This window comes from Kitasatospora sp. MBT63 (assembly GCF_000710465.2).
GTDB lineage: Bacteria > Actinomycetota > Actinomycetes > Streptomycetales > Streptomycetaceae > Kitasatospora.
The window spans coordinates 1-13348 of record NZ_JAIZ01000132.1; the positions used below are offsets into that span (position 1 = coordinate 1).

A 13348-nucleotide genomic window follows, 5' to 3' on the forward strand; every position below is an offset into this window, starting at 1 on the left:
TGGGCATGTCCCTGCGTACCACCCGCCGCCACATCGCGGACATCATGGAAGAACTCGACGCCGCCAGCCGCTTCCAGGCCGGATACCGGTTCGCCGTTCAGGGCGGCGGCGGTGCCGACAGCCCCGGACAGGCGACAGAGACCCGGCCGGCACCGGTGCCGGTCCCTTCGCGAGCCGGTGCCCCGGCGGGTTCCCGCTCCACCTGAACCGCCCCGCGCCGCCCGACTCCCGCCCCGCCGTCCTTCGACGCTGCCGGCTCGAGCGCCTTCTTCCCGGGGACGTAAGGACGGATTTTCACCGGGCTGAGCGCACCGGCCGGGGACCTCGTCGCGGCAGGCCTGGTCACGCGCGGCAGGTCCGATGGGTCGGGGTGCGGCACGCCGGGTGGTCCGGATCGCGCGGGCCGCACCCCGGCCGTCACAGGGAACGAGTCAGGCGGTCGGTGAGGAGACGGGTGAAACGGGCGGGATCGGGGAGCTCGCCGCCCTCGGCGAGCAGCGCGCCGCCGTAGACCAGTTCGGCGATCTCGGCGAGCGCGGGGTCGTCGGCGTCGGCCTCGTGGGCCGAACGCAGCGCGGTGATCAGCGGGTGCGTCGGGTTGAGCTCCAGGATCCGCTTGACCGGGGGCATCTGCTGCCCCATCGCCCGGTACATCTTCTCCAGTGTCGGGGTCATGTCGTGCGCGTCGCCGACGATGCACGCCGCGGAGGTGGTCAGCCGCGTGGACAGGCGGACCTCCTTGACCTGCTCGGACAGCGCGGTGGTCAGCCACGGCAGCAGGGCCGCGAAGTCCGCTTCGCGCCTGGCCTTCTCGGAGTCGGCGTCCTGGCCGCCGTCATCGCTCCCGTCAAGGTCGACCTGGCCCTTGGCGATGGACTGCAGACGGTGGCCGTCGTACGCCGGGACCTGCTCGACCCAGACCTCGTCGACCGGATCGGTGAGGAGCAGGACCTCGTACCCCTTGGCGGCGAAGGCCTCCATGTGCGGAGAGTTCTCCACCATCTGGCGGGTCTCGCCGGTCAGGTAGTAGATCGCGTCCTGGCCGTCCTTCATACGCCCGACGTACTCGCGCAGGGTGGTGGTCTTCTCCGGGTCGTGGGTCGAGGCCGCCGAGACGAGGTCCAGCAGCGCCTCGGTGTTGTCGCGGTCCTCGATCAGGCCTTCCTTCAACGCCCGGCCGAACTGGTCCCACAGCTTCGTGTAACGCTCGGTGTCCTTGGCCTGCATGTCCTTGACCGCGCCGAGGACCTTCTTGACCAGGCGCCGGCGTACGCCGCGGATCTGACGGTCGTGCTGCAGGATCTCGCGGGAGATGTTCAGCGACAGGTCGTGGGCGTCCACGACTCCCTTGACGAAGCGCAGGTAGTTCGGCATCAGCGCTTCGCAGTCGTCCATGATGAACACCCGCTTGACGTACAGCTGCACACCGCGCTTGGTCTCCCGGGAGAACAGGTCGAACGGTGCCTGGGAGGGGATGAACAGCAGCGCCTCGTACTCGAAGGTGCCTTCGGCGCGCATGTGGATGGTCTCGGCCGGGTCGAGCCAGTCGTGGCTGACCTGCTTGTAGAACTCGTGGTACTCGTCCTCGGTCACCTCGGTGCGCGGCCTGGCCCAGAGCGCCTTCATGGAGTTGAGCGTGTCGACTCCGTGGGTGGTGGCGCCGTCGGCGTCGGTGCGCTCGGACTTCATCCGGATGGGCCAGCGGATGAAGTCCGAGTACTGCTTGACGATCTGGCGGATCTTCCACTCGGCCAGGTAGTCGGCCAGGCCGTCCTCGGTGTCGGCGGGCTTGAGGTGCAGGGTGACCGCGGTGCCCTGCGGCAGACCGTCGACAGCCTGGACGGTGTAGGTGCCCGCGCCGTCGGACTCCCACCGGGTGCCCGCGTCGGTTCCGGCCCGCCGGGTGTCCACGCTGACCTTGTCCGCGACCATGAAAGCGGAGTAGAAGCCGACGCCGAACTGCCCGATCAGGCTCTCCGCGGTCGCGGCGTCCTGGGACTCCTTGATCTTCTCCAGCAGCCCGGCGGTGCCGGACTTGGCGATCGTGCCGATCAGCTCCACGAGGTCGTCGCGGCTCATGCCGATCCCGTTGTCACGGACGGTCAGCGTGCGGGCGTCCGGGTCGGCCTCCAACGTGATGTGCAGGTCGGAGGTGTCGGCCCCGAGCTGGGAGTCGGTCAGCGACTGCAGCCGTAGCTTGTCCAGCGCGTCCGAGGCGTTCGAGATCAGCTCGCGCAGGAAGATGTCCTTGTTCGAGTAGATCGAGTGAATCACCAACCTGAGCAACTGCCGGGTCTCGGCCTGGAATTCAAGCGTTTCGACACTGCTGCCCACCCTGGGGTCTCCCTCTTCTGGTCGGGACGTCGGGACGTGATGAAGGATAGGCCCGTCAGCGGCCGGATCCCCGACCGGCCCCGTCACCCGGTGGACGGGACCGGCGGACGAGTGCGGGGATGCGCGAGGAGATCCACCGGTAACCCTGGTGGAGGCCGCCCGGGAACGTCATCATCACGACGATGAGGACCACGCCGTAGACGGCCCCCGGCAGGTTGTTGGCCACGTCGATCGGCAGACGGCTGCCGGACGACAGGTCCGACGTCACGGACGAGACCACGACGAGCAGCAGCGACCCCCACACCGCGCCTGCCAGACTGCCGAGCCCGCCCAGGATGGCGGCGGCGAGCAGCCCGAACGACAGGTTCAGGCTGAAGGCTCCCGGTGATGCGAGCGAGGTGACCCATGCCAGCAGACCGCCGCCGAGCCCGCCGCACGCCGCGGCGACGACGAAGGCCAGCAGCCGTACCCGGGCGACGTTGACCCCGCTGAGAGCCGCGGCCGCCTCGTCGTCGCGGGCGGCCCGCATCGACCGGCCGTATCTGCTGCGACCCAGGTTGGCCAGGAACCAGAGCGTGACGACGGCGCAGAAGCCCGTGACCCATGCCTGCCATCGGGGGGTCGAGAAGTCGGCCCCCAGCACCGCCGGTGGCGGCGAAGCGAGCACCGACAGCCCGTTCGAGCCCTCCAGGATCCCGCTCAGGCCCCGGACGTTGACCAGCGCGGGAAGCGCGACCGCCAGGGCCAGGGTCAAGGTGGCGAGATACAGACCGCGCAGGCGGGCGGTCGCGAGCCCGAGAAGCAGCCCCACACAGGCGGCCACCACCAGTGCGGACAGCAGTGCTGCGGCCAGGTTCCAGTGCTGATGATTGATCACCAGCGCGGTGGTGTAGGCGCCGATCGCCATGAAGGCGCCCTGACCGACCGAGATCTGGCCGCCCGGCCCGGCCAGGAAGGTGAGTCCCGCGGTCGCGCACACCAGGTAGGACAGCTCCGCCAGTTGGAAGTTGCGGTAGGACGGGAGGACGGCGCTGACCACGAGGACCAGCGCCAGGCCGGCGAGGGCGGCCAGGCCGTGGCGGACCACCGTGAGGCGCAGCGCGCGTGCGGCCGTGACCCGGAGGCGTTTCACACTCTCCTCCCGGTCGCCGGTCCGAAGAGTCCCGACGGGCGGGCCATCAGGGCCACCAGCAGTACGGCGCATGCCCCGAGCGAGGTGACCTCGGAGCCCGCGTAACCGGACACGTAGCTGAGGGTGCAGCCCAGCAGCAGCCCGCCGACGACGGAGCCGACCGGGCTCTCCAGCCCGCCGATGATGGCGGCGGTGAACCCGTAGACCAGCACGGTGTCGAATTGATCCGGCCCCAGGAAGACCACGGGGGCGATCAGCACGCCGGCCAGCGCGCCGATCAGTCCGGCGAGCGCCCAGCCGATGGTCAGGGTCGCCCCGACCCGTACGCCGAGCAGGCGGGCGAGCTCGGGGGAGTAGGCGCCGGCCCGCATGCGCAGCCCCAGGGCGGTACGGCGGAACAGCAGCACCAGGGCGGTCATCGTGAAAGCCACCATGCCGATCGTGAACAGGTCGTTGGGTGAGAGCAGGAGCCGGACGCCGCCGACGGAGTAGCCCCGGAGACTGAAGGGCACGGGGTAGGCGCGGGGTGTGCTGCCCCAGATCATCGATGCCAGTGCGTTGATCAGGACGATCAGCCCCAGGGCGACGACGGCGGCGTTCAGTTCGGGCCCGTTCTCCACCGGCCGGATGAAGACCCGCTCGACGAGGGTTCCCAGGACCAGTCCCGCCGCCAGGGCGCAGCCCAGTGCGAGCCAGTACGACCCGGTGCGGTCCTGGACCGTCCAGCCCACGAAGGTCGTGAGCATCATCATGGCGCCCTGGGCGAAGTTGATGACCCGGGTGGCTCGGAAGATCATGACCAGGGCCAGGGCGATGGTCGCAAAGATCATTCCATCGGTGATTCCGGCGAGTGTGAGGTTGAGGAACCTGACCATCAGAACCCCAGGTAGGCGTGGCGGAGCCGCTGCATCGACCGGGGGTCGGCGGCCAGGGCGGAGGCGTCCTCGTCGATGACGACCCTTCCTAGATTGAGCACCACGACCCGGTCCGCGATGGACAGCGCGCTCCGGGCGTTCTGTTCGACCAGCAGCACGGTGCGTCCGGAGTCCTCGTGGATCCGGCGCAGGACGGCCATGATGTGGGCCACCGCGCGGGGAGCCAGGCCGAGGGACGGCTCGTCGAGGAGGATGAGCCGTGGACGGCTCATCAGGGCCGTTCCGATGGCGAGCAGTTGGCGCTCACCGCCGGAGAGCGAGGCGGCGACGTCACGGCGGCGCTGCGACAGAACCGGGAACATGTCGTACACCTGGTCGAGGTCTTCCTTGCGTCCGGCCGGTGGCTTCGGGGAGATCAGTGAGCCGAGCCGGAGATTCTCGGCCACGGTCAGCTCGACGATGACGCCCTGACCCGACGGGAGGTGTGCGATGCCGAGGCCGGCGATGTCCTCGACCCGGCGTCGGTCGATCCGGTGGCCCGCGAAGGAGATGGATCCGGAGGCGGGGCGCGCCAGTCCGCTGACGGCGCGCAGTAACGTGGTCTTGCCCGCTCCGTTGGCACCGAGGACGGTCGTGATGGAGCCCAGCGGCGCCCGGAGGGTGACGTGGTCGAGGGCCCGGACCGACCCGTAGTCCACCGTCAGGTCGTCGATCTCAAGCATCCGGGCCGGTCTCCCCACCGAGGTAGGCCGCGATCACCGCGGGGTTGCTGCGGATCTCGTCCGGGGTGCCCCGGGCGATCTCCCGGCCGAAGTCGAGAACCACCACGTCCTGGCAGACCGACATGACAAAGTCCATGTGGTGCTCGACCAGGACGATCGAGATGGCCAACTCGGGCAGAATTTCGGCGAGTTCGCTGATCTCGCGAGCGGAGAGCCCGGCCGCCGGCTCGTCGAGCAGCAGTAGTTCCGGCCGGTTCAGCAGGGCGCGGGCCAGTACCGTGCGTTTCCGGGAGCCGTGGTCCACGGCGTGGACGGGCCGGTCGGCCAGTTCGGCGATGCCGAAGGCCTCGAGGCGTTCCATCGCCCTTTCCCGCTGCGTCTGCTCCTCGTGATCGGCCCGGGGCAGGGCGAGGAAAGCGGAGAGCAGACCGGTCCGGGCCTGTGTGGTGGCGCCGACGAGCACGTTCTCCAGAACGGTGAGCTCGGGGAACAGGCCGAGACCCTGGAGCGTACGGGCGATGCCGAGTTCGGCCACCTGGTGCGGGCGGTGGCTGCGCAGTACCCGCCCTTTCCACCGGACCGTGCCCGCCTCCGGCCGGACGAAGCCGCAGACCACGTTGAACAGGGTGGTCTTGCCTGCGCCGTTCGGGCCGATCACCCCCATCACCCGGCCTGCGGGCACGGACAGGTCCACCCCGTCGAGGGCGACGACACCGCCGAACCGTACGGTCACTCCGGAGATCTCCATGAGCGGATCGGCCACGGCCGTACCCCCGAACCCCTGCGCGATGACATGGCCTGCTCCGATCCGCTCACCTGCGAAGCCGATCGGGCCGGCGGGACAGTAGCAGTAAGGATTGCACCTTCAATGCGTATTTGTGGTGACTTGGTGGCTCGGAGTGCTTCCGTGCCGTTCGCCGGGATCCGGGTGGCGCCTGGCATCGGTGGGGCTCGGCTCCCGCCGACGGCTCGGGGCTCACCGGGATCGAGCGGTGAAGGAAGGCACCGAGTTCAGGACCGTGCCAGCTCTGCGGCCGCTACGACCCTTCCGCGAAGAGGCGCAAGGCCCGCCTGGCCTATTTCGATATGGCGCCTGGTGTTCGTGAGGTCGGTTCCCAGGCCCGCGATCAACATGAGTGAGGTTTCCAGGGCGAATCTGTACGGACTGTGGGGCCCATTGTAGTCGCCGATTATCTCGGTAGAGGCATCGCATTCACTCTGGGCCCTGGTGAGTTCGCCTGCGGCCTTGGCCAGCCTTTTCAGGGATTGATCGAGCAGGTTTTCAATTTCTCTCGGAAGGTCGGGCGGAAAGCCCCCGTCGCCGGGCGCGGGGTGCCCGATCTTGGAAATCTTGGATGTCATCCTCGCGCAAAATCGAAGATGGCCCGAGGCGGCCGTCAGCGCGTTCCTGATGAAGTTCAGTCGATCCGTGATGTCCGCTCGAATGCTGTCGCTTCCGATCCCGTCGACAGACTGGTAGATCTTGTCCAGTGAGCCCAGGAGCGTGGCCGGACCGGGGTTACCTCCCTCGCTGCTCCCGATACCCTTGCGAGCAGAGAGCAGGGCTTCTTTGTACAAGGCGTTGAATTGCTTCAGATCTCCCAGCACTGCTTCGGAGAAACGCCGCTGCCGATCCATTGCAATCTCCGTGGCCGACCCCGCCGGATCCTTGGACCCGACGTCCTGATGGGTGCCTCCCGGACTCTTTTTCTCGGGATCCGCATATCCGTCGGAGATCGGCGGAAGGGGGGCTTCGCTCCGGACGGTCTGCTTTTTTGTGCCCGCGTCTGAAAGTGCCTGGCCGACCGCGGCGGCGTTGATCCCGTCGCCCCATAGCTCGATGTTCTCCTTGTTGATACGGATCCTCCCGAGAGGTGCTACGGAGAGGATGGTGCGGAGTTCATCCCACGGCGGCTCCGTCGAATCGTCCGGGAAGGCCTCATTTATGATGACCAATCCCTGGAACTGGCGTACCGCCATGGTGGTCGGCTTCGGCGCCATGGCGAGCACTCTGCGGTTCACCCGCGTGGTCTCCTTGAGCATGTCCTTGATATTTTTGTGCTCTTTTGCGTAATCCGCATCGAAGATCTTGTCCTGGTCGCGCTCAGGGGCCAGCCGGATATCCAACGTAAGAAGCCCTTCGAGGAGCCTGAGGTTCTTCGGGCCGAACCCGTATGGAACTTCGAGCCACGACCTGGACTTTCCGGGCAATTTTCCCTTCTTCTTCATCCTGCGGATCTGAAAATCGTGGGCGACGCCAGAAGTCCCTGCGGCCAACTGGAGCATACCGAGGTACGGGGACATTCTCGATCCCTTGATGCATGCGATTCCCAGGCCGACATATAGCCACCCGATGAGCGGTGAATCACCGGGCTTCAGCTCTGCTATGACCCGACGGCTCTCGCTATTGAACGCCTCGTCAGCGAGAATGATTTCCGCTCGATATGAGAGTGTCAATTCCGACCGGGCAGGGTTCTGGACGGAGCAGCTCACGGTCGCCGTGAAGTAGCTGTTTCTGGAACTCTTCTCGACCTCACGCCGGAAGGCGACTTTTCCCTCGCTCACGCCCGCTTCGACGATCATCGAACACATCTGGCGGCGCACGGCCGCCAGTGTTTTCATCAGAAATGGAATTTCATCGCCCCTGAATGATCTCGCAAGTGACCCGTTGCCTGTGCTTATGGAGCAGTTGATGACAGGTTCCTGCTTGGAAATCCTCTGCTCTACGTCATCCAGCGTCAAATACTCGGTTTCCGATCCGGAATCGTCATCCATCCGTCCGCCCGTCATGGCGTCAGCTTCAAGTGAATACGGTGGATCCGGGTCGGGCGACCGGTGGAAGTCGGAGCCGTTCGGTCTCCGGTAGGCCGAGCAGGCCGCTTTCCACCAGATCTCATCGGTCGGAAGTCCGCTCAGTCTGCTGTCGGAGTTCATGAGACCGTGGATGGTCGTCGATCGCATTTGCGCCAGCTGCAACCAATGGTACATTCCCATTCCGCGCTGTCTGCCTGCAAGGAATCCGGCAAGGTCGGAAATGGATGCCTCGCTCGCCTTTCCCCCATATTCTAGAAAGTCGCGGATAATGGCCTCGTCGTCGTCGGTCCAGGTGCGCCAGTGGGTTGTTGCAGCCAGTACTTCGTGCCACCATTGATGACACTCGACTCCCGTCCAGGGCGCAGCGTCGAGATCTTTTCCCAGCTGCATGTCCTGCACTGTCCGAGATTCCTTCGCAGCGCACCAGAGCCAGTTCCGGGCATCTGGGGAGTCCGGCCAGTCCGGCTGCTTGACGGCAGGGTCATCCGCACTCGTCAGGACTGTTGTCAGTCCGCGCTCGTCGTCAACCGTCCAAGTCATTTTTCAGCTCCAGCGGAGGGGCAGCCGTGGCACTGGAATCCTGCCGGTGGCACGGCGTCCGGTACCGCCCGATCGGACAGGAAATGGTGAAGACTCGGGCCGCCATCGGGCACCGCCGACCTCGTTCCGTCGACGGCCGGCCTTCGGACGGGGCGGTGCCGGGGCGGCCCTTCGCCGGGGCCGGAGGTGATAAAACAGTTTTCCTTTAAACCACTATGATGGGGGCGTGGCGCGTCACAGCACACAGTCGAGGGAGTTCAGGTGACCGAAGCGGCGACAACCCCGTCCGGCAGACGTGTCAACATCGACAAGCAGGCCCCGCAGGCCTTCCGAGCCCTGCTCGCCACCGCCGAGACCGTCCGCAGGATCGCAGCCGAGGCCGGGATCGACCGGCGGCTGACCGAACTCGTCAATCTGAGGGTCTCCCAGCTCAACGGCTGCGCCTACTGCCTGGACGTGCACACCGGAGCCGCCCTGAAGGCCGGCGAGAGCGCCCGGCGGCTCGGAGTGCTGGCGGCCTGGCGCGAGACGGAGGTGTTCACGGTCCGCGAGCGGGCGGCCCTCGCGCTGGCCGAGGCGACCACCCACCCCGCCGACGCGGTGGCGCAGGAGGCCGCGTACGGCGCCGCCCGGCAGGTGTTCACGGCGGACGAGATCTCCGCGGTGATCTGGGTGGCCATCGCCATCAACGCGTTCAACCGGGTCTCCATCCTCAGCAGGCACCCGGTCCGGCCGGGTGCCACCCGCTGAGGCCGGGCGGCCTCCGACCGGCCCGGCACCGAGCCGTGGGGCCGCCGACGACAGGCCGGGTCCGGGCAGTGGCCCCGGCGGCCGGGACAAGGAGATCCAGTTGATGCCTCGTAGATTCACGGTGTCCGACAGTGTTGTCATCCGGGTCGGCCCGCACGAGGTCTACCGCCATGTCGCGGATCCTTCCCGGATGCGCGAATGGAGCCCCGAGAACACCGGGGCCACCGTCCACGGGAATGCCGAACGCATCGGTGTCGGCACCGTGTTCGACGGCACGAACAGGCGTGGGCCCGTCCGCTGGACCACGCGCTGCATCGTCACGGCGGCGGAGCAGGACCGGTTGTTCGGCTTCCGGGTGTGTGCGATCGGTATCCGCAAGCCGCGCCTGCCCGTTCGGATGGCCGGCTGGGAGTACCGTTTCGAGGCGGTCCCGGAGGGCACCCGGGTGACCGAGACCTGGACCGACGAGCGGCGCAGGTGGCCCGGAGCCGTCGTCCAGGTGTACGACCGGATCGCCACACGGGGATCCACCTTCGCGGAATTCCAGGTGGGAAACATCCGCAGCACCCTGCACAACCTCAAGGCCGCCCTTGAGCGGTCCGACGTCGCTTGAAAGCCTCCCGCCGGAGGGGTCAGCCCACCTCGCTCTCCTGTCGCCACAGGAGTTCCGTCAGTCTCTCCAGCCCGGCCGCCAGATGGCGGCGGTAGGTGCTCATCGGCAGCCCGAGCAGGTCGGCGGCGCGCTGCTGGCTCCCGGCGGGCTGGAGATAGGTGTGGTGCAGCGCCCGGTAGGCACGTCGGTCCAAGGGGGAGGCCTCCAGTTGCGCAGCTGCCCCCAGGATCACACGGCGCAGCGTCGCGGCGGTGTTCCCTCCGTCGTCGCCTGCCGTTCGGGTGACGACCAGGCGTGAGCGCAGCAGATCGGCGCGGGCGAGACCGTCGGCGCGTCCCAGCCCCCGCAGAGCCTGCCGGATACCGGCGGCGAATTCCTCGTGGGACAACAGGCGGGTGGCCTGCGGGGGCGGTGGGGCGGTCACCGACCAGGGGTCGGCTGCGGACTGGCGGGGGCTGAGCAGGTTCAGCCAGCTGAGCGGCGGGGTCCGCCGCCAGTCGTGGACGAACACGCCGAAGTGGCGGCCGCCCACGGTGAAGTCGGCCGCGGGCGCCCGGGCGAAGTCGACGTAGGCGCAGGCCTCCTCCCACCGCTGCGGGTCGGCGAACGGGAGAAGGGTCAGCGCGGGCGGCCGGTGGACGAGATAGTCGTGGGTCAGCCGCAGCGTGATCAGGAGTTGGACCTCGGATGCGTCCTGGTAGTGCTCCGCACTCATCCAGTACCGCACCAGCAGGGCCTTCTCACCCTCGCGCAGGTCGCCGCCGGATCCGTCGAGCAGCCAGGCCCTGGCGGCGGCGGCCGCCGGGTCGGCGGGTTCGGCCGGGCCGGCTTCGCGGCCGAGGGTGAGGGTGGTGCTGTACCCGGCCGGTGGACCGCCCGGTTCACGTACCACGCTGGTGGTGGCGGCCGGATCGGTGCTCCAGGCGGTGAGCAGGTCGGCCGAGGGAACGCCTTCGTGGCGCCGGGTCATCGCGTACAGCGCCGGCAGGTCCCGCTCGGCGGCGGGTAGTACGGTCAGCCGTTCCCAGCCCAGGGGCTGGAGGCTGCGGCGGGCGGCGGTGCCGTCGAGCAGCGGGGCCAGCAGCGCTGCGACGGATTGGTTCTCGCGGTGGAGGAAGGCGAAGTCGGTGAGCACCGACCGCTGCCGGGTGGTGTCCCCGCGGTCGAAGAACTGCTGGTAGTAGGCGGCCGCGCGCTTGTTGAGCGCGGCTCGTCGGTCGGGGTCGCGCCAGCGCAGTTCGGCGTCCAGGGCGCGGCGGACGAGGTCGTGCGGGGACAGGCCCCGCGAGCCGCAGTGGACGGCGGACAGACCGCGGAGCCAGTCGAACAGATCACGTGCGTCGGGCACGTCGAGCAGCTCGGCGAGCAGCGGCTCGGTGGTCACCAGAACCTGGGCACAGGCCTCCAGCGCGCCCCGGTGCGCCGCGGAGGGCACGGTCTCCAGCAGTCGTGCCAGCAGCCCGTGCACCACGCTGGGCGAGTCCGTCAGCCGGAGCAGGCCACTGCCGGTCTGCCGCCACAGGTCGGCGGCCAGCGCCAGCGCGAGGGGATGCCCGCCGGTGGCCTCCACCACGGGGCCGTGGTTCCGGTCGGGTACACCGTGCCGCCGCAGCAGTTCGCCGCTCTCGGTCCGGTCGAAGTGGCCCAGCCGCACCGGGTGCAGCAGTCCGTGCCAGGCCGGATCGGTACGCCATTCCAGGGGCGGTTCGGCCCGGCTGGCGAGCACCACCAGGGCGTCCGGCCGCAGAGCGGGCAGCAGGTGCTCGCTGATGATCGCGGGATCCTCGACGACCGGGTCGGCGGCGTCCAGGAGAAGAAGGAGGGCCGGTGTCCCGGCCAGCGAGGCCAGGTACCCGTCGTCGCCGAGTTCGCGGGGCAGCGGCCACGCGGTGGTGCGTCCGGCGGCGGCACCCTGCCGGGCGAAGTGGTGCAGGAGCGTGCTCTTGCCGACCCCGCCCGGTCCGTGGATGTGGACGACCGCTCCGGCCGGCCGCCCGAGCAGCTCCGCGAAGACCGCGTTCTCGGTCCGTCGGCCCACGAACCCCCGGTCACGCCCGTTCACCAGCCGGTCGGCCAGCCGTTCCGCCAACACCTCACCCCGCCCCATCCGGCACATGACCGCAGCTCCGGCAAAGACCGCAGCCAGTCTCCGGGGGCGCGCGGAGGGGAGTCAACCGGCGCGCGGGCGCACACCCGCCCTCGTGGGCCTCGGAGGTTCCGGCCGTTGCACGGGGGACCCGCCGGCGGCCGCCGGGGCCGGCGCGGCGGCTCCGCGATCTTGTCCCGGGTGGTCGGCCGGTGAGCGCCGTGAGCGGGAAACGGCCTGGAACCGGGCAGATGATGGACTGTCAGGTGGATGGAGCCCGTCGATACCTTCAGGACGTCGCAAGGCCCACGGGCCGACCGGCACCGGACAGGCCCGACGATCTCGCGCCGACAGGCCGCGCGCGGAGTTCCAGGGTCACGGAAGCATCGGAGAGGACATCTCATGGCACTCACCCACGCCCGCCGGCGCAGCACGCGCATCGCCACCGCACTCACCGTGGCGGCGGCCAGCTCGCTGGCCCTGCTGGCCACCGCCGGTACCGCCTCCGCCAACCAGTTCTACGGCGGCACCCTCCACCCCGGTGAGCAGCGCTGCGTGCAGCAGTACGCGGGGTACCAGGTCCGCGGGGACGGGCAGGCCACTGGACAGGGCGCCAAGTTCAAGATCCAGTACAACGGTGTCACGGTGCCCGGAACCGGATCGACCGGTCTGGTCAGCGCCTGGGCCGCCGAACTGCGCAGCAGCTACGGCACCTTCCCCGGCCCCGGCTACTACACGGCCTGCGTCACCAACAACGGCACGGCCGACACCAACGTCCGGCTGCAGCTGCGGACCGACGGCGAGTTCAGCTGAGACACGCCCGTCCGCGTCGCCGGCCGGCGACGCGGACGGGCATCGGCAGGGCCGCCACCCGCCGCGGTCCCGCCGATCGCGCACCGATCCTGCGTCAGACCGGGGCCTGCCACCGCGACTCCACCGCGCGGGCCGGTCAGGGCAGGAGTACGGCATGCAGGCACCGGTGCTGACCGCCGGAGGGCGTCAGGACCAGCGCTGTCTCTCCGGTGATCTCCACCGTCAGGCTCCCGGCGGCATCCGCGCAGATGAGTCCGCCCCCGTCGCCGAGGGCACCGGTGGTGTGGACGGTGATCACTTCCGGGGCGGCATGGGTTCCGGGGGCGCTGGGGACGGTGATTGCGAAGCGCTGGACGTCGGCCATGTGGATCGGCCTCCTCCGTGAGCCGGACCCGGCCCGGATCCATGCTGCGGATCGCCCGGTGGCTCCATGGTAACCACCGGGCCGGGTGACGGCGGAGGCGGCCGGACGGGTCCGAAGGTGCAGACACCACCCGGTGTGCCGCGGCGACTTCGAGGGTGCCCACGCGCTGCATGGTGGTGACGTACGCCCGGCGTTCCGGTGGCCAGCAGGTCGCATTCAGCCGCCGTACACGCCGTTTCAAGGTCTCACCAGCAGAGTTGCGCTCCGTGCCTACCTCACTCTCGCGTACCGGCGTCGCCTCGGTG

The 13348-nt window shown here is 68.9% G+C and carries 11 protein-coding genes and 1 pseudogene; 4 read left to right on the plus strand and 8 right to left on the minus strand.

The window, feature by feature from the left end:
• Positions 1-206 (plus strand): annotated as a pseudogene (locus AA75_RS51400) (hypothetical protein); the annotation flags it as partial.
• A gap of 211 nt (positions 207-417) precedes the next feature.
• Here the strand turns inward: AA75_RS51400 and htpG are convergent.
• The 6 genes from htpG to AA75_RS08770 form a co-directional block, all read right to left on the minus strand.
• Positions 418-2334 carry a molecular chaperone HtpG gene (gene htpG / locus AA75_RS08745; RefSeq protein ID WP_033819263.1) on the minus strand — a complete coding sequence of 639 codons (1917 nt, stop codon included), beginning with the start codon at positions 2332-2334 and terminating at the stop codon, positions 418-420.
• Between the two features lie 55 nt (positions 2335-2389).
• Entirely contained in the window at positions 2390-3466 is a 1077-nt protein-coding gene (locus AA75_RS08750; RefSeq protein WP_199520289.1) for a branched-chain amino acid ABC transporter permease, read from the minus strand.
• Positions 3463-4341, minus strand: a complete 879-nt coding sequence (locus AA75_RS08755) for a branched-chain amino acid ABC transporter permease (protein WP_033819264.1) — start codon at positions 4339-4341, stop codon at positions 3463-3465. Before AA75_RS08755 ends, AA75_RS08750 begins: the two co-directional genes overlap by 4 nt.
• A complete protein-coding gene (locus AA75_RS08760) occupies positions 4341-5063 on the minus strand; it encodes an ABC transporter ATP-binding protein (protein WP_051812022.1) in 723 nt (240 codons plus the stop codon). The genes AA75_RS08755 and AA75_RS08760 overlap by 1 nt, the downstream gene beginning before the upstream one ends.
• Complete coding sequence (locus AA75_RS08765) at positions 5056-5826, minus strand: ABC transporter ATP-binding protein (RefSeq protein WP_206743434.1); 771 nt, start codon at positions 5824-5826, stop codon at positions 5056-5058. Before AA75_RS08765 ends, AA75_RS08760 begins: the two co-directional genes overlap by 8 nt.
• A gap of 248 nt (positions 5827-6074) precedes the next feature.
• Positions 6075-8276 (minus strand): hypothetical protein, encoded by a 2202-nt coding sequence (locus tag AA75_RS08770; RefSeq protein ID WP_149038025.1) that lies wholly within the window; start codon positions 8274-8276, stop codon positions 6075-6077.
• Between the two features lie 402 nt (positions 8277-8678).
• Between AA75_RS08770 and AA75_RS08775 the strand changes: the two genes are divergently transcribed.
• Both AA75_RS08775 and AA75_RS08780 read left to right on the plus strand, forming a co-directional pair.
• Positions 8679-9167, plus strand: a complete 489-nt coding sequence (locus AA75_RS08775) for a carboxymuconolactone decarboxylase family protein (protein WP_033819268.1) — start codon at positions 8679-8681, stop codon at positions 9165-9167.
• 103 nt (positions 9168-9270) lie between these two features.
• The gene (locus tag AA75_RS08780) at positions 9271-9780 is read left to right on the plus strand and encodes an SRPBCC family protein (protein ID WP_033819269.1); all 510 of its coding nucleotides are present in this window, start codon (positions 9271-9273) and stop codon (positions 9778-9780) included.
• 19 nt (positions 9781-9799) lie between these two features.
• Here AA75_RS08780 and AA75_RS08785 read toward each other — a convergent pair whose 3' ends face one another.
• Positions 9800-11869: an ATP-binding protein gene (locus tag AA75_RS08785; protein ID WP_149038026.1), complete on the minus strand. Its 2070-nt coding sequence runs from the start codon at positions 11867-11869 to the stop codon at positions 9800-9802.
• A 399-nt stretch (positions 11870-12268) separates the two neighbouring features.
• On the opposite strand from AA75_RS08785, the gene AA75_RS08790 reads away from it, so the two are divergent.
• Complete coding sequence (locus AA75_RS08790; RefSeq protein ID WP_033819270.1) at positions 12269-12679, plus strand: hypothetical protein; 411 nt, start codon at positions 12269-12271, stop codon at positions 12677-12679.
• Between the two features lie 136 nt (positions 12680-12815).
• Here AA75_RS08790 and AA75_RS08795 read toward each other — a convergent pair whose 3' ends face one another.
• The gene (locus AA75_RS08795; protein WP_033819271.1) at positions 12816-13043 is read right to left on the minus strand and encodes a DUF6296 family protein; all 228 of its coding nucleotides are present in this window, start codon (positions 13041-13043) and stop codon (positions 12816-12818) included.
• Positions 13044-13348 lie beyond the last annotated feature (305 nt).

Excerpts from the sequence above, each read along its gene's own strand:
- AA75_RS08790 (WP_033819270.1), top strand. The coding sequence starts at position 12,269 with ATGGCACTCACCCACGCCCGCCGGCGCAGCACGCGCATCGCCACCGCA.
- AA75_RS08755 (WP_033819264.1), bottom strand. The coding sequence starts at position 4,341 with ATGGTCAGGTTCCTCAACCTCACACTCGCCGGAATCACCGATGGAATG.
- AA75_RS08760 (WP_051812022.1), bottom strand. The coding sequence starts at position 5,063 with ATGCTTGAGATCGACGACCTGACGGTGGACTACGGGTCGGTCCGGGCC.
- AA75_RS08795 (WP_033819271.1), bottom strand. The coding sequence starts at position 13,043 with ATGGCCGACGTCCAGCGCTTCGCAATCACCGTCCCCAGCGCCCCCGGA.
- AA75_RS08780 (WP_033819269.1), top strand. The coding sequence starts at position 9,271 with ATGCCTCGTAGATTCACGGTGTCCGACAGTGTTGTCATCCGGGTCGGC.